22 protein-coding genes and 3 pseudogenes are annotated in these 25,119 nt (G+C 53.3%); 15 read left to right on the top strand and 10 right to left on the bottom strand.

The window, feature by feature from the left end; genetic code table 11:
- Positions 1-243: 243 nt before the first annotated feature.
- From AC05QJ_RS32535 to AC05QJ_RS32555, 5 genes and pseudogenes are all read right to left on the bottom strand, one after another.
- A complete protein-coding gene (locus tag AC05QJ_RS32535) occupies positions 244-579 on the bottom strand; it encodes a hypothetical protein (RefSeq protein WP_476748152.1) in 336 nt (111 codons plus the stop codon).
- Positions 580-700: 121 nt separating this feature from the next.
- Positions 701-1,030: a hypothetical protein gene (locus tag AC05QJ_RS32540; protein ID WP_225786335.1), complete on the bottom strand. Its 330-nt coding sequence runs from the start codon at positions 1,028-1,030 to the stop codon at positions 701-703.
- Between the two features lie 180 nt (positions 1,031-1,210).
- Entirely contained in the window at positions 1,211-1,468 is a 258-nt protein-coding gene (locus tag AC05QJ_RS32545) for a hypothetical protein (protein WP_476748153.1), read from the bottom strand.
- 76 nt (positions 1,469-1,544) lie between these two features.
- Positions 1,545-1,793 carry a PapB/FocB family fimbrial expression transcriptional regulator gene (locus AC05QJ_RS32550; RefSeq protein WP_095158318.1) on the bottom strand — a complete coding sequence of 83 codons (249 nt, stop codon included), beginning with the start codon at positions 1,791-1,793 and terminating at the stop codon, positions 1,545-1,547.
- A gap of 60 nt (positions 1,794-1,853) precedes the next feature.
- Positions 1,854-2,512, bottom strand: a pseudogene (locus AC05QJ_RS32555) (tyrosine-type recombinase/integrase).
- Between the two features lie 1,690 nt (positions 2,513-4,202).
- Here AC05QJ_RS32555 and AC05QJ_RS32560 point away from each other — a divergent pair.
- Together AC05QJ_RS32560 and AC05QJ_RS32565 are read left to right on the top strand one after the other, a co-directional pair.
- Entirely contained in the window at positions 4,203-4,523 is a 321-nt protein-coding gene (locus AC05QJ_RS32560; protein ID WP_476748154.1) for a LexA family protein, read from the top strand.
- On the top strand, positions 4,520-5,791 hold the full coding sequence (locus AC05QJ_RS32565; protein ID WP_476748155.1) for a Y-family DNA polymerase: 1,272 nt from the start codon (positions 4,520-4,522) through the stop codon (positions 5,789-5,791). Before AC05QJ_RS32560 ends, AC05QJ_RS32565 begins: the two co-directional genes overlap by 4 nt.
- An 80-nt stretch (positions 5,792-5,871) precedes the next feature.
- Here the strand turns inward: AC05QJ_RS32565 and AC05QJ_RS32570 are convergent, their stop codons facing one another.
- Together AC05QJ_RS32570 and mobI are read right to left on the bottom strand one after the other, a co-directional pair.
- Positions 5,872-6,195: a hypothetical protein gene (locus tag AC05QJ_RS32570; RefSeq protein WP_476748156.1), complete on the bottom strand. Its 324-nt coding sequence runs from the start codon at positions 6,193-6,195 to the stop codon at positions 5,872-5,874.
- A gap of 35 nt (positions 6,196-6,230) precedes the next feature.
- The gene (mobI, locus tag AC05QJ_RS32575; RefSeq protein ID WP_476748157.1) at positions 6,231-6,722 is read right to left on the bottom strand and encodes a conjugative transfer protein MobI(A/C); all 492 of its coding nucleotides are present in this window, start codon (positions 6,720-6,722) and stop codon (positions 6,231-6,233) included.
- A gap of 583 nt (positions 6,723-7,305) precedes the next feature.
- On the opposite strand from mobI, the gene AC05QJ_RS32580 reads away from it, so the two are divergent.
- Positions 7,306-8,316 (top strand): ParM/StbA family protein, encoded by a 1,011-nt coding sequence (locus AC05QJ_RS32580; protein ID WP_476748158.1) that lies wholly within the window; start codon positions 7,306-7,308, stop codon positions 8,314-8,316.
- Positions 8,317-8,330: 14 nt separating this feature from the next.
- Complete coding sequence (locus AC05QJ_RS32585) at positions 8,331-8,819, top strand: hypothetical protein (RefSeq protein WP_476748159.1); 489 nt, start codon at positions 8,331-8,333, stop codon at positions 8,817-8,819.
- 39 nt (positions 8,820-8,858) lie between these two features.
- On the opposite strand, the gene AC05QJ_RS32590 is transcribed toward AC05QJ_RS32585, so the two are convergent.
- Positions 8,859-9,554 carry a LexA family transcriptional regulator gene (locus tag AC05QJ_RS32590; protein WP_476748160.1) on the bottom strand — a complete coding sequence of 232 codons (696 nt, stop codon included), beginning with the start codon at positions 9,552-9,554 and terminating at the stop codon, positions 8,859-8,861.
- A gap of 347 nt (positions 9,555-9,901) precedes the next feature.
- Between AC05QJ_RS32590 and AC05QJ_RS32595 the strand changes: the two genes are divergently transcribed.
- The 10 genes and pseudogenes from AC05QJ_RS32595 to AC05QJ_RS32640 form a co-directional block, all read left to right on the top strand.
- Positions 9,902-10,519 (top strand): transglycosylase SLT domain-containing protein, encoded by a 618-nt coding sequence (locus tag AC05QJ_RS32595; RefSeq protein ID WP_476748161.1) that lies wholly within the window; start codon positions 9,902-9,904, stop codon positions 10,517-10,519.
- Positions 10,520-10,521: 2 nt separating this feature from the next.
- Positions 10,522-11,031: a hypothetical protein gene (locus AC05QJ_RS32600; protein ID WP_476748162.1), complete on the top strand. Its 510-nt coding sequence runs from the start codon at positions 10,522-10,524 to the stop codon at positions 11,029-11,031.
- Positions 11,024-11,458 carry a hypothetical protein gene (locus AC05QJ_RS32605; protein WP_476748163.1) on the top strand — a complete coding sequence of 145 codons (435 nt, stop codon included), beginning with the start codon at positions 11,024-11,026 and terminating at the stop codon, positions 11,456-11,458. The genes AC05QJ_RS32600 and AC05QJ_RS32605 overlap by 8 nt, the downstream gene beginning before the upstream one ends.
- A 1-nt stretch (position 11,459) precedes the next feature.
- Positions 11,460-12,233 (top strand): FlhC family transcriptional regulator, encoded by a 774-nt coding sequence (locus tag AC05QJ_RS32610; protein ID WP_476748164.1) that lies wholly within the window; start codon positions 11,460-11,462, stop codon positions 12,231-12,233.
- Between the two features lies 1 nt (position 12,234).
- Complete coding sequence (locus AC05QJ_RS32615) at positions 12,235-13,671, top strand: ATP-binding domain-containing protein (protein WP_476748165.1); 1,437 nt, start codon at positions 12,235-12,237, stop codon at positions 13,669-13,671.
- A 2,337-nt stretch (positions 13,672-16,008) separates the two neighbouring features.
- A complete protein-coding gene (locus AC05QJ_RS32620; protein WP_476748166.1) occupies positions 16,009-16,815 on the top strand; it encodes a ParA family protein in 807 nt (268 codons plus the stop codon).
- Entirely contained in the window at positions 16,815-17,786 is a 972-nt protein-coding gene (locus AC05QJ_RS32625; RefSeq protein ID WP_476748167.1) for a ParB/RepB/Spo0J family partition protein, read from the top strand. The genes AC05QJ_RS32620 and AC05QJ_RS32625 overlap by 1 nt, the downstream gene beginning before the upstream one ends.
- An 11-nt stretch (positions 17,787-17,797) precedes the next feature.
- Positions 17,798-18,925 (top strand): plasmid replication initiator TrfA, encoded by a 1,128-nt coding sequence (trfA, locus tag AC05QJ_RS32630; protein ID WP_476748168.1) that lies wholly within the window; start codon positions 17,798-17,800, stop codon positions 18,923-18,925.
- Between the two features lie 567 nt (positions 18,926-19,492).
- Positions 19,493-20,136, top strand: a pseudogene (locus tag AC05QJ_RS32635) (IS5 family transposase).
- Positions 20,137-20,551: 415 nt separating this feature from the next.
- Positions 20,552-20,821: pseudogene (locus tag AC05QJ_RS32640) on the top strand (transposase); the annotation flags it as partial.
- Positions 20,822-21,921: 1,100 nt separating this feature from the next.
- Here the strand turns inward: AC05QJ_RS32640 and AC05QJ_RS32645 are convergent.
- Positions 21,922-22,407: a hypothetical protein gene (locus AC05QJ_RS32645; RefSeq protein WP_476748169.1), complete on the bottom strand. Its 486-nt coding sequence runs from the start codon at positions 22,405-22,407 to the stop codon at positions 21,922-21,924.
- On the bottom strand, positions 22,400-23,323 hold the full coding sequence (locus AC05QJ_RS32650; protein WP_476748170.1) for a hypothetical protein: 924 nt from the start codon (positions 23,321-23,323) through the stop codon (positions 22,400-22,402). Before AC05QJ_RS32650 ends, AC05QJ_RS32645 begins: the two co-directional genes overlap by 8 nt.
- Before the next feature lie 776 nt (positions 23,324-24,099).
- Here AC05QJ_RS32650 and AC05QJ_RS32655 point away from each other — a divergent pair.
- Entirely contained in the window at positions 24,100-25,074 is a 975-nt protein-coding gene (locus AC05QJ_RS32655) for a DNA replication terminus site-binding protein (RefSeq protein WP_476748171.1), read from the top strand.
- Positions 25,075-25,119: the final 45 nt, after the last annotated feature.

Below are 25,119 nucleotides of genomic sequence, written 5' to 3' on the forward strand. Positions count from 1 at the left end.
ACACAGCTCCGTTAAGTGCTGTTCCCGAAGGGCTTTCAGCCTTACCTTCGTTCAAATTGAGTTAGATCGTTCGGCCTTATAGCCCGACCACCTAAGCCGCATCCCTTGTAAACATTGGGCTTTTAGCGTTGTGTCAAACTTTAATAGCTTGTGTCAAACTATATTCCGTTGTGTCAAACTTTATTCCGTGCAGCCACCTCGGCCCCGGCGTTGCCGGGGCTTGGGTGTACCTGGTGCGAATTCCTAGACCTTTGGGGCAAAGCCGCCCAGTACGAGCACACGCTCGGCCTTCGACACATCAACACTTTCGGTGCGCCCGTCTTGGAACCGAAAATCGACGGGCTGCGGTGGGGCTTCAGGGATGAGGCCGTACGCCTTTTTGCCCTCGGTAATCTTCATGAACATCGCATTGCAATGTGGGCAGTCCGACAAGGTGTCCCACACGTCACCTTTCGGAGCTGGAAGGGTCTCTATGCTCTGTCCGCAGCTCGGGCAGGCGAAGGCGATCAGTTTGATTCCTTGGGCTTTCAGCCGGTCGTTGTACTCGGTGTAACGCTGCATCAGAGTGCCGGTTGCCATGTTGTCAGTCCTTCAATGTGGTGGACGCCAAAGGGGCATCCTTCTACGTCGTAGGCCCCAGTTTCTTAGGCAGGGGCTTGTGGTGTACCTGGTGCGCTTTCCGTGAATTTTAGGAATCCATTCAATGTGTCGATTCGCAAGCTGCGTCGTGAAGTGCCGCGAGCTCCTCAAACGAGTGACGTACCGCAATTACGGCCGCTTCGTTTTCGGGATCGGGCTCTATCATCCAGACCCATACGGGGGACTCGAAGAACGGCCCCTTATCATCCATCTCGTAGAAGAAATGAGTGCCTAGCTGCATCACCGCGTCAACGGCATCCTGAGGATTAGTCGTGACTACGGGTGTTCCGGTTTGCGGGCAGATAATCTGATAGCGACCTCTTTCTTCCGTACCTGGATTGGCTTGATTTTTTCGACCTGCGCGGCCTGGACGTTTCGATTTTTTGCTCACGATCTGCTCCTTGGCATTTGCGGCGCTCGCATCGCGCCTCCCTACTGTCGTTGCTGCCACCCTCATGGCTGGGCTTGGGCGGTTCCGGCATGTCCTGGTCAGCCTCTGTGCTGCCGTCCCAGTCGTCGTAATGCAGCTACAGATTTCCTTGAAGGCCCGGCGAACCGGGCCTGGCAGTGACTAGTTCAGCAGCTGACTGGTAGTGATGATGATGCTGGAGCTGTAACGCTCTACCAAATGGGCCTGGTCCTCTTCGGTGACATTCCCATCGGCATAAAGCTGTCCTTCAAAGACCTCTTGAGCCAGAGACTCATCATCAGCCAACACCAGGTATGCAGTGTCGTCATCGTCACCGGGAATGCGACCTGCGATCAGCCATGCTTTTGCGCCGGCCCCGATGAAATGCTTTGCCTCAATTGCGATTTGCTGTGCCGCCATATTCACCACCTCAGTGATTGGTTTCAATGAGGTAATTTTACCTTATATGGTAAAGTTCGCAAGCTTTATTTTACCTTTAAAGGTAAAATTCACTTAGTGCCGCTGCGCGCCGATGCTCTGCACGGATTACGTCCAGGCGTCGTGAAAACTGGCTCATGTTCACACCATGCTTTGTCCAGGCCTCACTGGCGGTCAGGCCATCAACAAGGTGCTCCCGCAGCGCCTCGATCAGCGCCGGGGCACGAATGGAAGTACCTTCCAGAAGTAGCTCAAAATGCCGGGGATCGACCTTGCCAGCGATCAGCCCCGAATCGGTATCAACCATCAAGAATCAGCCTTGTGCGAATGAATGTAGCTTTACCCTTTATGGTAAAGCCCATGACGACTACAAAGCAACTTCAAATGCCTGACGAATTGTCGCTTGATCGACCGTCAAATAGGGCTGTGGTCAAGGCACGCATGGCCAAGGATGGTTTGCACCGTCTCAACATCGCCTGTTGCAGCCAACACCTTAGCCGCAAGTGAGCGTCTACCGCTGTGCGACGAACCCTGCTTAATACCGGCCTGTCGGTAGAGCCTGCTGATGGTCTGTTGTAGCGAATCACATGCCCGGTATACCTCTGGCCCACTGTCCAGCTCGCGGCGCTTGAATGCCAGTTCAAAGGCCTGGCCTTTGTGGCTCAGAACAAGTTTGGAACCTGGGCGCATGCCTCGATACTCATCGGCGCCGGAATAACCCCAACGGCGAGCCATACGCACCTCAAACCAGCGCTCAAGGGCTTCAACGCATTTCGGGTGCGTGAGGTAAATGTTCCGGGCACGACAGCCCTTCGTGATGGGCGACGACAGATACACCTCTGGTCGTACCGCTCCACTTGGATAGAGCACGTCTGAGATTTCGACCTGGGCCAGTTCGGTGACACGAATACCGGTCGTGACCCATAGCAGCATTACGTCACGCTCAGGATTTCGCCCAGTAACTGATGCAACGCGAATGACGTGTTTGAATTGGCGAAGGGATGTTGCACGGCGAATATCGGTCATAGGGCTCTCTGTCAGGATTGAACGCGGATCGAGGTCGATCCTGAGAGAGTTGGTGGTAGGCCTCCAGCGAAGCCTAACACCAATGTTTTCGGCATGTTCACGGAAAATTGGCTAACGCGCCCGCTGGGCTTGCTGGCTGCCGCCGACCTGAACGACACGTCACCCGGTCCGTCACCAGCTCCACGGGCACCCGACCAATGTCCTATGCAGACGCCGCACATCAATGAACACCCGCTCACAAGCTCAACGTCACCCTGGAACCCTCCAGGGCTCGACTAGCTGAATGTTCGGTCCGCGTCACACCAGGCCAGATAGCGCTGAGCTTTGCACCCTGCGACCAACGTGGCACCACAGGTTCCAGTCATGCTGGTAGCTTGACGCACCTGCTGCAACGCGGTTTCTGCTCCAGCCATTTTCTTGTCCAGTTCGGACAGCTATTCACCAGGCGCAGCACTTTTATGACGCCGTGCGCAGGCTCTCCTTCAACCGCAAGAAGAACCTTCCGGAGCAAGGACAAGGCAACTGGCCACTCTGGCTATCGCGACAAAGGCTGGTGATGCTGACCTACAAGCCCGGCATTGTCGCTTTCTGACGCTGGCGCTTTTCTGTCTGTGTCCTGGTTGTGCGAAGGGCGTGCGCCAAACCTTACGCCTGAATTGCGTCGATCCTGGTACCAAGTGCCTTGCGACTGGCCTCACCCTGGGCAAACTCGCACCCAGCGTGTCCTACTTTGACTCGCGACCGCAGCACGGCACCCACCAGACCGGCTATTGATGCCGCTTGCCAACGTCGACGGCCAGGCAGGTAGCGCTTCGTGGCCACCTTCCTAACGCTCAACTCCCATACCACCACGGGATTTTGCAAGCAGCCAAGCAGACGTGGACAGCACCACAAGGCCTGCCAGCACCGGTATAGGCCAGCTTGAAAGTGCAGAGAGCGGAGAGAGGAACAATTTGACTCAGGGCCTCGCCCGCCCCTGGTCTACCCCGGAAATCTCTCATCGGAAGCTCACAGCCGGCGTGTCTGCATATCACGAAGCGAAAGGTACATGGCTCCACTCATCACCCTTCGGCACGGGATCCTTCGCAACCAAAATGGCTTTTGCCACAGGGCATCCCCGGGAATGCCACCGCGGTGCCGTGAATGGGCGGTTCGTCCAAGCCATCCTGCTTCATGAGCGGAGGTGCGCCTAGGACTGGAGCAGTACCACTGAGCGCCAGTAAAGGACGATGTCGGCCGGATTCGTTCCGTGTCCTTTTCGTGCGGTGCGCGTGCTGCGAATCAAGGTCCGGAAAATGCCGCGCATAGTCCGTGGCGGACTGGGTGCGCTGAATGTCCCTTTTCGGGTTCCAACGCTTTCGCTCGGCTTATTCCAACGTCAGGACCGCAGCCAGCACACACGGCTCCAGGGGCTGCGCCCTTCCCTTTCCATTTTTCCGGCTACGCCGGGCCCGCTGGGCGGGCTTTCCCTTTCCATTTTTTCCGGTGCCCCGTCTAACGCGTGAGCCTTGTCGACCGCAGCATCGCGTGTATCATGCCTAGACATACTGTACATTTATACAGGCAGTCTATGCACACCATATCAATTCTCGGCCGCATTCGGCTTGAACCTGTATCCACTCCGCTTCAGCTCTTCAGCTCGCGACTGAGCTGCGGCTTTCCGAGCCCTGCTGAGGATCTCGTCGAGGAAATGTCTTCCTTGGATGACATCGCTGTTGCCAACCCCCCTGCAACGTACCTGGTACGCAGTGGCGGCGACTCCATGATCGATGCCGGCATCTGGCCGGACGATGTGATCGTGGTGGACAGGTCTAAGAAAGCAGTCAATCGCTCAATCGTTGTCGCCATTCACGAAGGCGAGTTTGTGTGTAAGCGCCTGGTAATTGCTGGTGAAGTCGTCTTGCTTTGCCCGGAGAATCCAAGTTACGCACCAATAGTAATTGCGGACAAAGAGGCACTCATTGTCTGGGGGGTTTGCACGTTCAATCTTCACAGGCTCTGCCCGGTATGAGCGGACGCCCGGCATTCATATTGTTCGAGGCCAACAATTTTTATGTATCAGTTGAGCGCGTGTGGCGTCCTGAACTTGAGAACAAGCCTGTTGTTGTCGCCGGCTCCGGCGATGGCTGTATAATTGCGCGCTCAAATGAAGCCAAGGAACTTGGCATTAAAATGTCTGAACCTGTTCACCTTGTCCGTCAGGAACACTGGCGCTCTGGCGTCATTATTTGTTCTGCTAATTTCCCTTTGTATGGGGACTTTTCGTCACGGATGATGAGGTCGATTGCAACCCTCGCGCCGAAAATACTTACTTACTCAATTGATGAAGCCTTCGTTTTCGCCCACGGCATGTCTGACGAACAACTTCACCAGGTGACGATGCAGATAAGGGACCGCGTCCTCGCCTGGACCGGCCTTGCCACAGGCGCAGGAGTCGGCCCTACCCCGACCCTTGCAAAGCTGGGCTCGTACGGCGCTAAGCGCGTACTGAAGACCGGCTACTGCAACCTGATGTCGCCGATCGACCGAGATCAGTTGCTGGCGCTCACTCCAGTCGGCGAGGTATGGGGGATCGGAGCAGCAACTGCGTCCCGGCTGACTGACATGGGAGCGACTACAGCTGCTGAATTCGCCAGGCTCCCGAAGCACATCGTCGAGCGGGAGTTCCCAGTCAACGTACGTCGTACTCAACTGGAGCTGAATGGCACCTGCGCTGTGGACCTTAGGGGCAACGACGGCCCTCGAGAGATGATCAACGTGAGTCGAACCTTCGGTTCACGAATAGATACGCTTGATGCCCTCACAGCCGCACTGGTTGAGTTTTCTAGCCTGGCATCCAGCAGACTGAGGAAACAGGGGGCCGCAGCCTCTGCGATGCGGGTATACGCTCGGACAAGTCCTTTCGATACTAAGGGTGCGCCGTACGCCAAATCGATCACCGTCCCATTCTCTCAGCCAGCGTCCGATGTACGCATCTTCGCCAGGGCTGCCACGCAAGCTGCGCACGCCATATTCAGGTCTGGGATTCGGTTTTCTAAGGCGGGTGTTTTGCTTATGGGAATTCAGCCAGCATCAGCTATGTCCCAACAGGACATGTTCGGTTACGACACGCAATCGCAGGATCGGTTGATGTCCACCTTGGACGAGATCAACTCACGGTTTGGCCGCGGTACAGTGAAGCTGGGCAGAACCATCGCTGGTACTGGGTGGAAGCCCAGGTCGGACAACGTGAGCCCTGCGTACTCATGTCGACTGTCCGACCTCAAAGTCGTCTTCTGATCTGGGCCGCCATTGGCTACTCCGGCCCTACTGCTAGCAGCGCTGCTGCTAGTCCCTTTCCATTTTCCTCAGCCTTGAATTCAGCGTTCACCATGCCTGGTGCTGTGAACCAGTTGCAGGTGCCGGGGCGCGACCTTGGGCTTTTCATCTCCGCTCGCCCATACCGCCTGAAGATCCGTTGCAGTCCTTACCTGTTCAGGCATCAGAGGGAGATAACCGTTTTCCAGACAATCGAGCGCTGATGACTGCCCTGACTGGTTCAGGTAGTCATAGGGGCGCTGCAGAAACTCCGACAGCGTAACGGTACACAGCTGTGCAAGCCTGGCCTTGCAGTAGATGTCAGCCCAGAGGTCCAGTTCGACCTTGTCGATGGTGATCTGGGTGTCGCGGGGAGTGGAAGTCATCTTGAGCCCTATCTGAGTGGTTTATGCGACCCACTCTATACGCCTTCCACGATATGCAACCCATCCCTGATCGGAGGGTTGGCATTGACGCGGCGCTGCAGATCAAGGAGCTGCTTTCGAGCCTTCATGTTGATCAGAAGGCTCTCGCGGATAATCGCGAACTTCGGCTCGTATACGTGGAAAAGCTGCTGAAGCCAAAAGTCGGCATTTTTGACAACCGACGATTCCCTGTAGCTATGGGCCTTTCCTTTAGGTATGGCAACGGACCACGCCTTCAGGCCACCGCTGGTTTGCTGGAACGTCACACGCTTCCAAATGATCGACACCGATCCCGCCGTATTCACCTTCACCTGAACCGTGCGGTACTGAATCTTCCCCTCTCGCTTGGCATCCTCCTGGAACTCATCCCTCAACTGAAAGGCTTCGCGCTTGAGCTTCTCATGGACGATGTCGAGTTGCTTAATAACGTCGGAGTAGATCCCGCTAATCTCGCCGCGGACATCAGAACCACTGATCGGTTCAATCATTACCCTATCCTTATAGTAGGAATTTTGAAATCTGGATTCCCCTACAAAACCAGCAGCCGGAATCGCCGGGAAATCAGCAGTTTAAGACCTGGCAATCTTGTTTTTCAAGAAAAATGCAGAATCCTCTAATAAGGGAATGTAGCTTTTTCTTATGCTCGTTATAACCAAACCTACTATTTTTTGTGTATTCCCCTAATAGAGGAATACAGACTGTAAATTTATCATAACGCCGTAACCGGATTTTTATGGCTTGTATTCCCCTATTAGCGGAATTCAGAGAAATGCTGCCGATAGAGAAATTCAACCAGGCTATACGATTTTTTAGCCTACGCGGTTCACGTTTCGCCGGACTGAAATGAGGGTCAGATTGGGGGGTTGCATATTGGAAATCGATGGCAGGATTTAGATGAGAGGTGCGTTTCTAGACCGATTGTGCTCCCACCAGGGAATCGAAGCCGCGGTACCGGCCACCTCACAAGGAATCTCATTTCCCTAAGCAGTTTCGATAGTCGACCGTTAGTCGACCGTTTGAACGCTGCTTGGATACCGACAGTAAACCCATGCAAACGCTTAAGGAGCAGACATGGCAGCTAAAAACAAACCAACCGGCGACTTCGTGGTAGGTCTGGACATCGGCTATTCGAACGTGAAGATTGCGTTCGGTCATGCGGAACAGGAACGGCCCAACCTGATCATCCGTCCAGCCCAGGCAGCTCCAGTGGCAAGCCTCAATGGCAACGTGGATCTGAAGGACGGCGAGCACTACGTGTTTCTGAACGACGAGCAATGGGTCGGATTCGTGAATCCAGGTCGCTCCGGGGTGAAGCGTGAGCTTCATGCAGACTACCCGGCCACAGACACCTACCGTGCCCTCTTTAACGCGTCGATCAGCGAGGTGTGTAAGGACGGCCAGACTGAGATCGACCACCTGATTACTGGCCTCCCGGTGAAGCAAGCCCGTGATGAACGATTGGTCGAGCGACTGATCACTCAGTTGACAGGGACTCACAAGGTCTCTCCCAAGCGTGAGATCACCGTGAAACGTGTCACGGTGCTGCCTCAACCGGTCGGCACCTTGAACTACATCTGCGCTACCTATGAGAACCCAGAGATTCTCGAGGAGTCGGTGCTGCTTGTACTCGACCCCGGGTTCTTCTCCGTTGACTGGGTTGTTTTCCGTCGGGGAGACATCGTTCGCGACTCTTCTGACTCCTCCATGGAAGCCATGAGCGCCCTTCTGGATGCCATCAACGCAGAAATCGCCAAGGACTACGGTGGCAGTGGGCCGGGCCGCGATAAGATTGAGATCGCATTGCAGAACGGCCGCAGCCAAGTTCTCCTTTTTGGCGAGCAGGTCGACCTGGCCCCCTACATTGAACAGGCCTGCAGCATCGTGGCCCCTAAAGCCCTGCAGAACATGAAGCAGCAGATGCGCTTCCTTGATGGAGAGGCGATGGACTTCGTGCTTCTGGGCGGCGGCGGCGGGCAATGCTACATGCCAGCCGCGCAACAGGTCTTCCCGCGGTCCAAAACTCTTACCTCAGACCGCCCGGTCATTTCGAATGCCTTCGGGTATTGGCTGCATCACGCCTAAGAGGGATGACAAAAATGAGCGAGGTAGTGGAAGACGACACTCTGAAGATGGTGGTCAAGCTGACTTCGGAATCGAAGATGCTTTATAACGATCTCGAAAGCATCTCAAAAATGCGGCGGGCCAGGCGTATCCTCTATCTCGCTCAGCTCGGTCTGATGTATGAAAGAACGCTTGAAGGAAAAACTTCGACAGGTGCCGTTATCCCAGACATGACAAAGGAGCCCATTGCCCCTGAACGGACCGATGAATTAGGTAGTGACGAGCCATCAAAAGCAGCTAGTGAGCAGCACCAGGTGAAGTCTACTACCCACCCTGCCCTTTCGAGGGTTGATTCACCAGTCGAACGTTCGCAGGTCGCCACGGAAAACAAGAATGCCGACGATCTCGTGGTTAACACAACACCTTTGGAACAACCCCCTCCGCGTGCGAGCGAGGTTTCCACTGGTGACACGAATTCAACCCCGCCTGCACTGAACCGTAGGAAACATGGCTTTAAAATTTAACTAGATAAAACTGCAAAGCCCCTAACATAGGGGCTTTTTTTATAGTGCGCTTAAAGACATTCGACAAACAACTTTTGCTATCACCCGCGTATCACTATTTTTGGGAAGCCCTGTTTCAGGGTCTATTGGCACAGTAGTACCAAGGATGTTTGGATTTGTAGAAGTAAGAGCAAAACCAGTTATGACCGGCGACACTTGCCTCAGCACGACCGAGTCACGAATAGAGATCAAGTAAACACCTTCGTGAAGCGTTTTCTGTGATATGTCGACCAAGATAATATCGTTTCTTGATATCACTGTTTTTAGTGCATCAGTGTTTACTAGAACCGCTCTTGTATTCTCTGGTGTCAAGCCGTACTCCGATAATAACCTGAGAGGCATTGGTAGGGTTCGCAGAACCGACTCAACAACAATCGCTGGGGGCTCTTTCTTCAAAACACCCAGGGTGAAGGCCAGTTGTTCCGGACTTTGCACCAGCAAAGACGCAGAGTCATCCGCCTTCGTGAGGTCGGAGCCCGTGCCCAGGTACTCGACCGTCGTCTCCAATACACGAGCCAACTGAACAAGCCTCTCACGAGTGCAAGCAGTACCTTTGTAAAGCATGTTCTTGACCGTTGATTCAGATTCTTCCACCAGCTGTGCCAGCTTTGTTGCTGAGATTTCCTGGGCCTTCATCAACTCAGTCACACGATTGACAAAGGCTTGATGGCTAGTCGCTTCAGCGGCGTACTGCATGTAGGGCGGTCCTCGGCAATTCCACCTTGATTGAAATTCAAATGATCAAAACAGCTCATTTATAGGTGTGTCAATTTACACCCTTTCACTGGTGTAAATCAAAACCAAGAAATCTGACCCTTTTAGGGTAATTTTTCTAGTTTGCAGTGTAGATTTTTATAGTAGCACCATGATGTCAAAAAGGTGTCAGATAGATGGCATGGAGCCAAAATTAAGCAAAAAACGTAAAAACAAAGTCAAAATACCGCCGCCAGTGCCACCTTTCGTCAGATTATCACCACCTATCTACACCGACAGCGGGTCATATTATGGTGAACCATCTTGAAACATCTTGAACCATGGGTAGAATGCGCCTCGACGATGAGCGCATTTATGCACAAGGACAGGGTCATATTTCGATGGATTGGACACCTCAACCCGTAAGGACAATAGCCGCCGGTTTAGCTCTTCTGCCAATGGTCGCAGGAGCCTTCAGCCTTGAGGGTACCGTCTGGGAGCAAGAGTCGAATCGAGCCTGCAAGGTTGACCCCAAGCTCCTGTACGCAATTGCTCTCGTCGAGTCCAAAAAAATCTCCGGCGCCGTCGCCAAGCCGAACCCCTACGCCTTGAACATCGACAACAAGGCCTATCACCCAACGACGCACACCAAAGCCGCAGATCTGCTCAGTAGTGCCCTGACCACGACAAAATCTATAGCTGTCGGTGCCATGCAGGTAAGCATCCGCTGGAACGGCAATCGTGTATCAAATCCCGAGGACTTGCTGGACCTCCGGACAAACGTACGCGTTGGCACCCAAATTTTCTGCGAGTTCATCAAAGGCGGCAAAGGCGACGATGACAGCCTGGCTATTGCTTTAGGCCGGTATCACACACCGAACCCTGAACTGAAACATGTTGCTCATGACTATGGGGTAAATGTCTTGCGGGTATGGCGCCGCCTCATCGTTCTTGAGCAGGAGGGCTGACCATGATGGACTCGTACGCTCTTAACCTGGCACTACGCGTTGCACAGGAATGGGCGATCAGCAACAACCCTGCCTTCGGCCGTTTCTTCGACCTAGCGCCTGTCGATCGCCACTGGCTCATTCAGGCCTCGGAGAGCGATCTAAGCGAGGTGGCCTCCCTCCCCTCCTCCATTCTTCTCGTGAAAATCGGAACCTTGAGTGACGAAAGTTGCGCTGGCTTTGATACCCCTTCCCATGCGGTTTCGACGGTCAGTCAGCTGCTGGGGGCGATCTCAGATGACCTCCGGGTGAGAGGCCGGGTTGCAATGATTGACTGGGGAATTAGTTCCCCTGACAAAGCAAACTGGCTTGCACAGAGCAAGATGAAGGATCGTGTCTGTCTAGCCGCCCAAGGGAAGGTTACATTCGCTACACGTACGTCATTCAGCAAGATCATCGTTGGCGCTCCAAGTAGCACAGTGCGAATCGCCAATCTGATGCGAATTCTCTCAGGGGGGCGCCGGGGTGAATAAGCACCGTCAGGCACTCAGCTTGCTCAAAGCAGGTCTCAGCCCAATCCTCGTCAACATTCAGACCGGACTCGCTATCGACCACACATTAATGTCGGCCGATATGAAAGCTCGAGTGGTCAGTGACCAGAGTTCCAAAAAACTACCCACCCTGGACGACATTCTCGGGGCTCCGCAGGGAGCTTCCGATGCAGCAGTTCTGCTGCTGCTTTACACGGCTAAATCAGAATGTGCGGAGTTAGAGGTAGACATCCACAAGCTTGTCAGTGCGCACGAGGACTACCTCCGCGAGTGCCGGCTTGTGTCCCGTTCTGGTGTCCCCCCCCCTCTTTCGCTGGACGACGCCTGGATTCTCGCCAGAGAACTGCAAGGCTCAGATCAGATATCACTACTTAACAAAATCCTATCTTACGTCGTAAAGGGGCACTGAAATGGACGAAGCACTCGCCGGTGTTTTGGTTAAAGCAGGATTTCGATCAGCAATCATTCGGCTTCACACCGGCCTGACACGGAAGCAAGTGACCAGCCTGAGAAAGAAACTGGGGGTCTGTGGTCCGTCCGAATCAGGCCCTCTGCCGAATGCTGAAAGCCTGCTTGTTAAGCGTCCAGTCAGCTTGGAGGCCTCTCTCTTCATGCTCGCCTATCTGATCACTGCAGAGAAACCTCGTGAGGCCATTGATATTCATGCTGTCATGGCCGCGCACACCCAGTACCTGGACAGCCACTCCAGCCTTCGGGGCGGCAACATGGATCTGGAGAACATCCTCGAGCTCGATGACGCCTGGCTGGTTGCACGCGATTACAGAAGCCAGGAAGTTACCATGCGCACTTGTAACTCCTGCCACGTTGAGTTTGTGGCCAGTATCAACCATCGGCGCCATGCTTGCCCCTTGTGTGACGGTGTACAGGTTCGCGACCCATTCCACTGCGACTTCGCAGACCGACCCGTCTCGACTCGCAGTGTTGGGGAGCTCATTGAGTTTTCTCACAAAGTCAGTCAGTGGGAAAATTGGGGGTATTCAGCCGAAGAAATCAGAAGCGAATTGTCCCTTTCTTCTCACGAGTTTTCAGCTTGTAAAAAAATCCTCTCCTTCTCCGAGGCCGAGGTCGGTCACCTGTGCTCCAAGTACTCAACTGGTGATCGATTAGTGAAGCACCTGATCAAAGCTCCCACAGCACGGGCCAATTCCTTGTTGGCGGCCTAAAATGCATACGCCTACAGATGAGCAGGCGGCATTTCAATCGGCTTCTGTGAGCCTGCTGGGGGCTCATAGGGGCATCATCAAATCGACAGCCGGTGCAGGCTGCGGGAAAACAACTGCGTTGAAGGGAGCAGTCACTGACTGCGGTCGAGCCGGCGCAAGCCGGCTTTTGGTTTTGGCTTACAGCAAACCACTGATCAGTGAGATGCAATCGGCATTCGGTAGTTGCGCTGTTGTTAGGACTTTCAACAGCATTGCTCTTGAGTCTGTCCGTGCCATCACTAACGCGCGCTCAATTGGGCAGATTTATCCATCACACGTTATTCAAGCCTTTGATCTCAATAAGAAAAGACTTCCCATCGACCCACAAACCTTTACGAAGATCGTCATTGGAATAGTCGGTAAGTTCTGCTCTAGCGCAGATAGGGCCTTTACATCAGCACATGTCCCATCCTGGGTGCGAGACCCCGTCGTAGCCGACCTTGGTTTGCAGTATGCGACAGTCCTCTTCGACGCTCTGCGGGTCTCCTCAAGAACAACCCTTCCCCTTAGCCACGAAGTCTATGTGAAGGATTGGCATCTCCAAGGATGCCCCGGGCTATCAAATTACGACCAGGTGTTTTTGGATGAAGCTCAAGACGCTTCTGACGTTATGCTTTCGTGCCTGGCTTATGCCCAAAGGGCCACCTACGTCGGTGACGCTGGCCAGCAAATCTTTCAATTTAGAGGCTCTCAGGACGCAATGTTGAAGGTCCCAGGCCGGGAGTACCCTCTAACCCTATCTTTCCGCTTTGGGCCTCCCATAGCCGATCTCGTGAACAGGATCCTCCAGTGCAAGTCTTCCCCACCACCAATAAAGATCCGTGGCCTTGCCGGCAAGCCCTCAAGGGTAGGCCCAATTTCCCCACGAGATGAGCACACCAGGATTTTCCGGACAAACACAGCGCTTATTCGTGATGCGATTACCCTGAGGGATTTGGGCGAGTCGTTTACAATTGTCGGAGACACCAACGATTTACGCGACAAAGCTGAGTCTGTCTTCGCACTGATTAGAAATGCCCCTAAGGAGGCGAAACATCCGGCATTCTCTTTTTTCAAATCGCATGACTCTCTGGCTGAATGGGCCTGCGACCATCCAGGTACAGATACCGCCCAAGTCTATCTACTTGCAAGAGATTATGAGCAGCGCGAGGAGGATTTGATACGTGTTCTATCCGGCAGAGGCCAGTCACCGAAAGGCAGAGTAACGCTCACCACATGTCACAAAGCTAAAGGTAGGGAGTGGGCCAACGTGATTGTTCGTGAGGATTTTGGCCAAAGCCTAGCCATTGCCAGGCGCAGAAGTGCCTCTCAGTTCGATGATGAACTGAACCATCTCTACGTGGCTGCCAGTCGAGCGAAATCGGCAGTAGAACTCCAGATCTCGGAGCTCAACATCTAAGGCCCCCTTCCCTTCTTACAAAACCCGCTATGCGGGTTTTTTTATGAGTGCCGGATTGGCGAGGCACTTTGATTGACGATCGATTGTCGTCCGATTGTCATTTGCTCCGGATGGCGCATATTGGTAATTCGCAAAAGTCGACCCATTGTCGCTCGGTTCTCGCCCTATGTTTGCGCCCCAAGGAAGACGAAAAGATGCGGTACGGAACGCCATTCCAGTCAATAGCCTTCAATGTATCCTTGATGGACACAAGACCATCCGTTATTGGGTTGCCAGTGCGTGCCAACGTTGAGTCGCACTATTCCCAACGTGGGAACGATTAAATCGGCTTAGAGATGAAGGCGCCGAGCAATCCTGCCGAGGTCCTGCACGGCTGGACACCATTAGTTCGGCAGCCTACGAGCGAACTCTGCAGCAAAGCTCCAAGTATCGGGGCTCAACATGTGATATCCCCTCCCCCACTAGGATCGTCCGCTGCCCAGCTTTTCTATGTGCAGTCAGAATAGTCGAGAATTTTTGAACGCGATTCGATAGTGACTCGATTGTTGTACTGCTCACGTGCTCAGAATAGCAACACGCTTTTACCGACCGATTGTCGCTCGATTCTATCGCTATTAGTTGTGCGTCTACTCTAGTGAGCTCCTTTTCTCAGCTTAAGATTGAATGCTGTTTTTATATACAGTTCGCGATTAATTCTCACTCGAGTAGCCCTTAGGAGCTGATCTGCTTAACCCTAGACCTGCCCCTATACGAACTGTTTTGAACCTAAGCGACCACGTAGGCCCCTACTAAGTTGGTTGGCTTCATTCCCAGCGTGGGAATGACCTGGCCAACATCGCAACACCACCACAGGACGGTTCACTGGACAGACTGCACTAGTCGGGGGCGCCGGTGCCAGAAGACCTGCAGGCTCCGTGCTAGAGCCCTTGAGTCCATCTCAACCAGAAAGGAAGTGCTACCCCGGCCGAGCCAGAAGGGCGTGGGCAAAGCCCATTCCCAACGTGGGAATAGCAGGCCAACAGAACATCACATCCACAGGAAGGAGCACTGGGCAGCGCGAACCAGCCGAGATGGTCCGGGCCAGATGCCGCTCGGCCCCGTCCAGGAGCCAATGGGCCCCATCACCGCGAGCAGAGTCGCGCTGGCCGGGGCGAGCCAGAAGGGCGTCGACAAGACTCATTCCCAGGGTGGGAATGACCAGGTGAACGCAGCATCAACACCACTCGATGCATCACTGGGCCGCACGCACCAGGCGAGATGCTCGGGCCAACTGCCGATCGGCCCCGTCCAGGAGCCAATGGGCCCCATCACCGCGAGCAGAGTCGCGCTGGCCGGGGCGAGCCAGAAGGGCGTCGACAAGACCATTCCCAGCGTGGGAATGACCAGGGGAATGCTGCATCAGCTTCACACGTCGGTGCAGTGGGCAGAAAGCATTTGGCGAGATCGTCAATGTCCGCAGTCTCGCGGGCACCGTAGTTGAACCAGTGAGCCCATCTCAGACACCAAGGAAGCACCGGGACGGCGAGCCAGAAGGGCGTCGACAAGACCATTCCCAGCGTGGGAATGACCAGGGGAATGTTGCATCAGCTTCACACGTCGGTGCAGTGGGCAGAAAGCATTTGGCGAGATCGTCAATGTCCGCAGTCTCGCGGGCATCGTAGTTGAACCAGTGAGCCCATCTCAGACACCAAGGAAGCACCGGGACGGCGAGCCAGAAGGGCGTCGACAAGACCATTCCCAGCGTGGGAATGACCAGGGGAATGTTGCATCAGCATCACACGTCGGTGCAGTGGGCAGAAAGCATTTGGCGAGATCGTCAATGTCCGCAGTCTCGCGGGCACCGTAGTTGAACCAGTGAACCCATCTCAGACACCAAGGAAGCACCGGCCCGGCGAGCCAGAAGGGCGTCGACAAGACCATTCCCAGCGTGGGAATGAGCAGGGACACGCTGCATGAGCATCACACGATGGTTCACTGGACAGAAAGAACCAGCCGAGATGGTCGGGGCCAGATGCCGCTCGGACCCATCCAGGAGCCATTGGGCCCCATCACCGCGAGGAGAGCGCGCTGGCCGGGGCGAGCCAGAAGGGCGTCAACAAGACCCATTCCCAGCGTGGAAATGACGAGGCTGTTTGAGGGCTACTGTTTAATGATCACCTTCTGAGCGAGCTGCAACAGAGGACCAGATTTTTGGCTAAAATCCATTTCAGCCAGGAGAAATACTAAAACGATCAACTCCAAAAAAAGCAAAATTCCGAGGAAGACGCCGCTTGAATCTTGCATAATAGAAAAATGATGTATGACAGGTGTGAACCTGGACCTCTTAGGGAGCAAGCAATGGCACAACGTGTCGTTAAAACGAAGATTATCGCCATCGCCAACCACAAAGGCGGTGTAACGAAGACAACCACCTCTATCAATCTCTGTGACAACCTGGCTCAACTCGATGAGCGGAACACTGTCGTTCTGATCGACATGGACCCACAGGCCAATGCTTCGAAGCATATTGGACTAGAACACCCGGCGAAAATAACGTTTAACCTTGCAGAGCTTCTGCTGAACCCTACTGCAGATCTAAAAGCATTTCTGTACGAGGAAACCCAAATTGAAGGGGTAACCTTGATCTATGGCTCTCTCAGTCTTGAGACTGTGCCAGACATTATTAAGCAAGAGGATCCCCGTCCAAACGAAGTACTTAAATCACGTATTGCTCCACTTATTGGGGTAGTTGATTACATCGTATTGGACTGCCCCCCAAACCTAGGGTTGCTGACTATGAACGCTCTAGCAGCAGCGACTCATTACATCATCCCGGTAGAATCTGGTGCTGCTTATGGCTTGTATGGGCTAGCTGATCTACAAGAAAGGATCAACAGGATCAAGAAGATAAATCCAGAGCTGGATTTTCTGGGAGCGCTTTTAGTAAAACACGACTCGCGTCTAACACTCTGCCAAGACAATGAGCGCGACGCGATTAGCATGTTCGGAACTGTAGTCCCGGTGAAAATATCTCAAACAAGCAAAGTTAACCAATCAATCGCAATTAGCAGAAGCTTGCGAATGCTCGATCGCAACAATAAGGTTACGAAACAGTATGTGGAACTTGCAGCTTATGTGGCAGAAGCGACAGGAGGGTCTAGATAATGACAGGAGCAATTGAGGTTTCAAAAACTGCCCAGAAAACCAACGCCAGGACACCCGAAGCTAGATCGAGGCGACCATCGCTGACAGAACAGCTTACGGGATCACTGAGTGCCAACCTCACGCTCCACCGCCAAAACATCGAAGAGACTTCGGTAGCTGAAGTCGAAAACTGGATAGCACGGCTTCTCGACATAACCCTCATCGACCCAAATCCATACCAACCGCGGAAAATATTTGAAGGTATCGAAGAGCTTGCGCATCTGATTGACGAGCAAGGGTTAATTAACCCTATCGAAGTACGACCTTCAGCTGATAACAGATATGAACTAGTCTCAGGTGAGCGGAGACTAAGAGCTCATAAATTGTTAGGGCGAACTCGTATCATGGCACACGTGGTTAACATTACCGATTGTGAAAGCTCACAAAGAGCAATCGGTGAGAATAAGGGCCGATCAGACTTGACTGACTACGAGAACGCCTGGGGAATGATTCGACATCGTAGACGTTTCGGAAGTACAAGCACGACCCATCAAGAGTTCTCCATGACTCAGTCAACTTATTACCGGTTCTTGGCTTTCGAGAATTTACCCGAGGCGGTAAACACCCTGCTGGATAAAAAACCTGCTTTAATCACAGCAGCAACTGCAGAGCGAACTGTAAGGGTGATTAACGAGAAGGTTCAGGCTGGGACCCCAAAGGAAGCACTTGAAAAAGCACTAATCACAATTCTACAAGCTGGTATGTCGCTCGGTGCCCCGATCAAAAATCTTGCGAGCTTACTAGAAAAAAAATTCGCAAATGCGAAGTCCCCAGCCGCCAGTAAAGAGATTAAATACGGGGAGACAACTCTGGGGCAATCGAAGTTGACCAAAAAGTTCTACGAGGTGAAGCTGGTTCGAGCTGAAGTATCAGATGAACAGATTCGACGTATTGAGGAATTCCTGGTGAGCCTCAAATCGGAATCGGAATAGGAGACTCTGGTGTGAAAGACACGAAACCAAAAGAGCCAAGTAATGGTGACCTCTTTGCCAGCCAGGTAAACGAAGGAGAGGAGGGGGAGGGCAACACCACCCTCAAACCAGGCCATGGCCTTAGGGCTGCATACCGCCGAGCAGAAGCTGCCCAAAAGGCAGCTGCTCTCACGGATGAATCTTCCACGCCCACCGAACCTTTTCAAGAAGAAAAGAACGGCAGCACCGGTGCCTCGACAACTGTAACGGCGACTGCCGCGACAATGATCACGGACCCAGCAGCAACAAGACGCAAAGGTGATGGATTAAAGGCCGCCCAGAAACGAGCTCAAGAAGCACTGGAGAGCGCAGAAAAGCGTTTGGTCAAATGGGCGGACGAGCTCAGGGAAGCTCCAAATGAAGCATTGCGCTGCGCTCTCTTCACGGCTAGAAACCGCAACGTGAAGAGAGAGCAGTTGAAGGGATTCGAGGTATCAAGCTACGGGAAAACGCGAGTGGTTTACACCGGCGAGGAGTTGCGACAGGACGACCTGGACGTGTGGTTGCAAGTACTTCATCTTGCCCGCCATCAGGAACTCGGTACTCCGATCCGTTTCAGCCCTGCACAGATGAAGAAAGACCTGAAATGGCCATACGGTGTGAAACACACATCACGACTCATGACCATTCTGACGAGACTAAAGGCAACTGCAGTACAGTTTCACTCAGAGCGACTAGGCAAAGGGGTGGTCCTTTCACTCGTCAGGAAGTTTGAATACACCGATGGCTTCGATACTCCTGGTAAGCGGGGTGACGACGAGTGGACGGTTGAACTTGAGCCAGAAATCGCGACCCTGTTCGGCGGTGGCTTCTACAGCACTCGACTGGAATGGCAGCAGCGCATGGCTTTACCCGGAAACCTTGCAAAATGGCTGCATGGATTCTACGCATCTCACAGTGAGCCGTACGCCCTTCATGCAGACACCCTTCTCAAACATGCTGGATCAAAGGTCTCAACACCGGGAAAAGCAAGGCAAATGGTCAAGGAAGCCCTGAACGAACTAGTCACAGTTGGCTTCTTCAACGAAGCCCATTGCGACCGATCAGGCATAGTGACGGTCGAAAGAAACAGAAGGCTCCCTACAAAAACCGCCAAATAGTGGCGGTTAATAACATGGCCCCCCAACACCCTGCGAGGGCTACTTTTCGCAGGGTGTTTCCATTCCGGAGACCATCACCATGAGCGATTTGGCAAAAGTCGGTATCGACCTCGACATAAAGACCTTTCATCTACGAGGCCAGGATAAACCTAGGTGAGAGCTGTTTGGCAATAAGCTCGCTCGACAGGAAATAATGAGCTTCATTGCCTATCTGCCAGGAAGCACTATGGTGATGAACGCATGTGCCGGCGCACATATAGTCGCTCGCGAAATGACCCCCTGATGGCGCCATTCAAAGAAGCCAGCAGTCGTTCACTGGGTTGCATCGCGCACACAAGTCACTGATCCGCGACCGCAGTAAGGCCGTCAATCAGATGGATTGCATCGTGCCTGAATTCGGCGTCAGCTTGATTGCCTCAGACATCGCGGAATAGAAGCGCTTGTCTGCTGTTCTAGGTTCTGTATGAAAACCCTTGAAATCCCGCCAACGCCCCAGCCCGCCTGAGTTTACGTAGAGTTTTGCCCTTTTCAGCGCAGGACTCTGTAATGCCCAAGTAGCGATATGAAATTTCCGATGCGGACTGGGAGTTGGTTTCGGACCTCTTCAATTCCCCCCGCCGCACAGGACGTCCGCGAGTCGATGACCGACTGATGCTCAATGGCGTGTTTTGGGTGCTTTGCTCGGGTACGGCCTGGCGGGACATGCCAGAACGATACGGACCTTGGTCTACGGTTTACCAGCGGTTTCGAGATTGGCGAAATCAGGGCACCTTCACCAAGATGCTCAAGCGGATGCACGTCAAACTCAACGAGCATGGGCTGATCGATCTGGATACCTGGTGCATTGACTCAACAGCAGTCAAAGCAACCCGAGCGGCCTCTGGAGCAGGTCAAAAAGGAGGGCGGAAGAACCGACGGACCACGCGCTCGGGAGAAGTCGGGCTGGGTTAACGACGAAAATTCATATGGTCAGCGACGCCCGAGGTGTGCCACTGCATTTCACCCATTCCGGCGGCCAGGCCAGTGACATCTCACATGCACAAGCACTACTCGATGGTGTCCAGGTGCCTACCGGCTGGGGCAGACCTCGCAAGCGGTGCCGCAAGCTCGTAGCTGACAAAGGCTACGGCGCTGAATCGCTCAGCGCCCTGTCAAACCTGTGGATGGTGCGCAGACATTTACTGGCGACTGCGGGAGAGGTGCGCCTGTAATGTGGGAAAAGGCTGCTGCGAGGTGCTCGTGGCGGCCAAAAACATCGAAATGAGCGGGAGACTTGATCGTTTTTGCTCGGGCTGCTGTTTTAAAAATCGACGAGCGCTGAAGTCGGCCGGAAATACATGTCTACTTCAGACCATCCCTAAGCGCGCCTTCGCTTGAGCAGGACTTCCATTCTGTTCGTTTAAATACAGCAAGTTACAGAACGAATGCACTAATTTTTGCCTCATCTCGGCATACCCCTGATTCCCCCCTTACCTCGGCATAACTTCAATCAGGCGTTCAGAGCCGATTCTATAATTGACTATAAAATCCTATAAAGCCCATCCTGAGTAACTTAGCGACGCTAGAAAGATATTTAAATACAATCAGTTGCAGCGCGTATGTCCTAATTTTCCTTTATCTCGGCATGACCCCCTCAGGCGGTGTTGCGATCGCTATCGCATGCAGCCTGTCATTCCTTACCGAGTCATGAAGCGCAAGCCGAAGCATGGTCTAGCGCGGCTATTCGACAAGCTCAAATACCGAGAGCGCAACGTCATCGAGCGCCTATTTGGCTGGCTGAAAGAGCATCGCCGGCTGGCCACGCGTTACTGCAAGCTCGCAACAACTTATGCGGCCATGGTCACATTGGCCTGCTGTCGGCGGTGTTTACGACACCTCTTTTCGTACAGTGCCTAGTGGAGAACGAGAATTCCAGCATCGCTGGACCATCGAAGGGGCCGCGTGAGAAATGACCTCGAGGAGATTGTACCTCCACCCTACAAACCACCGCGGGAGGGGAGGGACCAGTCGCGCATAAAGGCAGGGAAGAGCAGTTCGAGGGCGGAAAATAAGAACCCACTGGCATGCGACCCCAAGCAATACAAGACCGGCTGATCGGCTTGCGGTTGGTAACCCAAAAGCGACCAGTTTGCAGCGCAGGTGACCCAATGCGCCGATTCCGCAGAAAGCAGGTTCGACACTGCCGATTCATAGGATCCCGCGGAACAGGGCATCGACAGAACCTCATCCAAGGCTATGGCCCTATAGCTTCTTCATCGTAGATCACCAGATCGTCCACGCAAAAAGAGCCAGGTACAGCGACCCTCAGAGGGTGCAGCAACGCATTTCATCAGCTGACTTTGGGGTAAATCGGCCCCGTGTGGCGAACTGACTAAGGGGTAATAACAGGTCTGAAGGCAAACCACAGGAACTGACCAAGGGGTAAAAACTACAAAAAGCACGAGAAAAGCGCTGACAAGTCGCTGAAAAAAATAGGTAAAACTCATCAGAAAGCCACAAAACGCCCGATTTGGTGGCATTCAGAGCCCCGGAATCGGGTCCAATAGCCCCCCCTCAGCACGGTAGATCACTTAGCATGTTGAACTTTTTACCCCAAAATCAGGTAGACGGCGGAGATAACAGATACCGGCAAATCTATTTTCGTAACTCAAGGTTTTTTCCTTATAAATCAATTGGTTACGGCAGCTATTGAAAAATAGCTACAAGCTTACCTCATAGTCAGCAGGATTTACCCCAAAGTCAGATAGGACGGATAATAATGAAATTCCTTTAGAATCAATTACTTACATCACCAACTTAAAGTCGTTACGATTGAGAAGGTCCGGCGTACCTCATGATCAGGTAGAGATACCTCATAGTGAGGTACAGTTACCTCATAATCAGGTAAAAAAACCTCATAGTGAGGTAAAGAGAGGTTTCCTATAAGCCTTGTAAATCAAGGGCTTGAGCAACATTTCTGAGGCCCTTAACCGCTTTTAACAGCTTTTTAACCGCTCTTAACCAGGGCTGAAGGTCTGAGCTTTGTGATTATAGAAGCGGGCTGCAGTCGCTCGAAGCATTGAAAGGCAGGTGCTGGGGTCAAGGGCCACTTGAGCTGACAGCACGCGCATGGAGAGACAACCGAGCTCAAACACTTTGTCTGGAGTGATCGGCACCAGGACGGAACGTTTAGGAGCCTGCATCTTCAGGAACAGCACACCTTTATCCAGCTGATTCTTCAACGACAACGACTTGGAGCGAGTGGAGCCGTGGTTAGCAGCTTCGAACGATGGAACAAGGCCCATGACCGCGCAGAGGAATAAGGTCATTTCCCTGGGAGTGACCTGAAAGATCAGCTTGTCGGCCCAGTCGAAAGACTCGCCAGCTTTGTTTGCACCATCAATACAAAGGACGGTGTCGCCGGCGGCATTAGTGCCGATCTCGAATTTCAAAGCGCAAGACCCGCCATAAACGTGAAAACCCGCGTAGGCTGAATCACTCATCAAGGCCACCTGGTTGTCTCGACGTGAAAATGGCACCGACTCGATCATTGAGCGCCCCCAGTTGGGCTTTGTATGCCTCCGCTTCTGCATACCCCTGTATTGCCTTAGCGTCAGCAGCGCTCAGGTCAAGACGAAGCCTGGTTATGAGCTGCAGATCGACATCCCGATCGCGTTGTAGCTGGAGTAACTGACCATTCACAATGGCCTCACGCTCTCGAGAAGCTTGGGCATCTCGTCGGGCATCAAGAAGAGCAATATCCTTCATTTCAGCATTTTTCGAAAAGCCATCAACCCTCTCCCTCAACGCAATTATCTCTGCCGCTGACTTACCGAGCTCAACTTGACCATCCTCGTACTTAACTGAAATCGCAGCCTTTGCTTCAGCAGCTGCACCGAGTTGTTGGGTCAATTCAAGCAACGCAGAAGAATCTTTTTGGGCCTGATCTTTCAGGCCATCGACAGAGGCCTGCAGCTCCAAACGTTCAGCCACGGATTTTGCAAGCAGGTCCTCAAGTTCCTCATTGCGCTGCTCAAGTCGGCTAACCAAAACCTCAGCGTCAGCCAATGCAAGCTGTTGCTGTTCAACTGTGCCGCGGAGAGTTTCAAGCTCAGAAAAAACCTCTGAACGACCGGCCTGGGCGAGGACGGTACTGAGCTCAAGTAGAACGGATTTCAAAGCAGTCTGGCTCTTTTTAAGATGAGTATCGATCAGCTCATTCGCTCGAGGTGGAAGAGGGGATTGACCAGTTCCACGGACCTGAGCCTGACCGTGCTCAATCCAAAGCCGTAGAAGGCGATCAGAACGGCCACTCCCAATCTGCAGCCGTAACGAATAAGCAGTCACAGCTCGACCAGACGCCAAGATCGCCTGACCAGCAGTTAGGACATCTTGAATCGTGATCGAGGACTCGCGCATGAACGAACACCAGATGGTAAATGAAAAGAATTTGTTAATAGTAACATAGGAACAAACAAACAAACATTGAAAGAGAACATAGCTAAGATTGAACAGACCAGGACCAGGACCAGGACCAGGAGCCAGGCAAACCTTTGTCAAGCACTCGAGGCACACGGGTATAGGGTCGGTAAGAAGGAAGGAAGTCTCCAGGGACTCGCGATCGGTACTACGGTCGCGCCCGTGGCGGTGCTGTCGGTAAACAGGGACCCTCGGGGAAATCAACTGGAATAGCAGATCCAGGAAAGGATGGCGCCGGCAGATCTCAAGCAACCAAGCCGTCAGTTGGAAGGTGAATCAGGGAAGGCCGACGCCCAGGGCAATGGGAACCATGTAGCTAGGTCCCCGGGACGACAATGAACGGCGAAAATGCAAATACAAAGGGATGACAATCGGTCGCTAAACATGAGACTAAATACGTTTTATACCACCCCTGCACATAGAAGCCTGATTCAAGGTGTTCCTCCTGTCCCACCCCATAACGGCAACCCCAGCTGTGACCGCCTCAGGAGCACTGCTATGGCTTTATCCTCAAAAGCGAGGGTCGGGTCACCCCCCATCTTGATCGGCCCGCGCGTAGCGCGATGGAAGGTAAGAGGGAGGGTTGAGGAAGGTATGGGTAGGTAAGGGTGAAGTGGACAATAAGTAGGCGGGGTTAAATGGGGTAGAGCGGTCATGCTAATAAGCAAAACGCTGTGCAGGGGTGGTATAATTTGTTGGCCAATTGAGGAACCCTTATGTACGAGCGTATCCAGTCCGCATACCGAGCCCTATCAACCGCAGTAAAAGTGTTCAACGAAGCATGGCCATCGCTGGTGGTCGATGGCGCTGTATACCTGGTGCCCTTGCTACCCGAGCAAAGAACACCGGATATCCTGCCAGTGGAGGAGGTGACCGGTGCCCGAGCAATCAGTCTGGCTAAAGAGGCATTTGGGACCTTCGAGCGTGATCTGGGCCAAGCACCAGGTACCGTAATGCGCCTCCCGGGATATTTCACTATCGGAAGATCGGTCCTGGAATACGTGCTAACCATCAACGCTTGCAAGCAGGAACTGGTCGACGCAATCGAGGAAGAGCGCCTCGAGCAAAACCTCACGCCTGAAATGCGGCCGCGAATCCTGCGACGCGCGCTTGGTCCAGGGTTCAATACGAATCAGTTAAAACGCACCATCCATGCTTTTGACGGAACAGCACGCAAGATCACCTTTACCTGGGCTGGGCACTCACCAGGAAACGAACGGGTGACCGTGGCGAAGATCAGGGCGCAGCTCAAAGCCAAAGCCGAAATCCGCGCCAGCGCAGAGGACATTCCGATGGATCAGACCCCTGAGCACTTTGACCTCAACTCAATCGTGCATCTAGCGGAGGACCAGGTTCTGATCAAGCACAAGGTGGTGGCTCCCCATCCACGGTGCATGCTGTGGCTTTCAGGGAGTGCCCGCTGGGACGCAATGATCAAGGCCAACCTTCCCGTGTTCGTGCTGGCTGGGGAGGCCCAACTCAAAATCACTGGGCTCAAACCCTTTGATCGGCTCTCTCGACGGGCGAAGCGTATGGATGAGAAAACGCGGCAGGAAGTCCTGAGAGGCCGAGACATGTACCTCCCCTCTGAAAAAAACAGCCCCGACCAGGTTGAGCCTCAAGAGGAAGAAAATCGGCCGGCAGTACCGTCAACGTATCGTTTGGCAGGCCAGACATATACGAGAAAGTGACGAAGTTGCATATTCAGCAGGTGCGGTAGGATGTATTCATCTTAG

The organism is Pseudomonas sp. TUM25319, assembly GCF_056388475.1.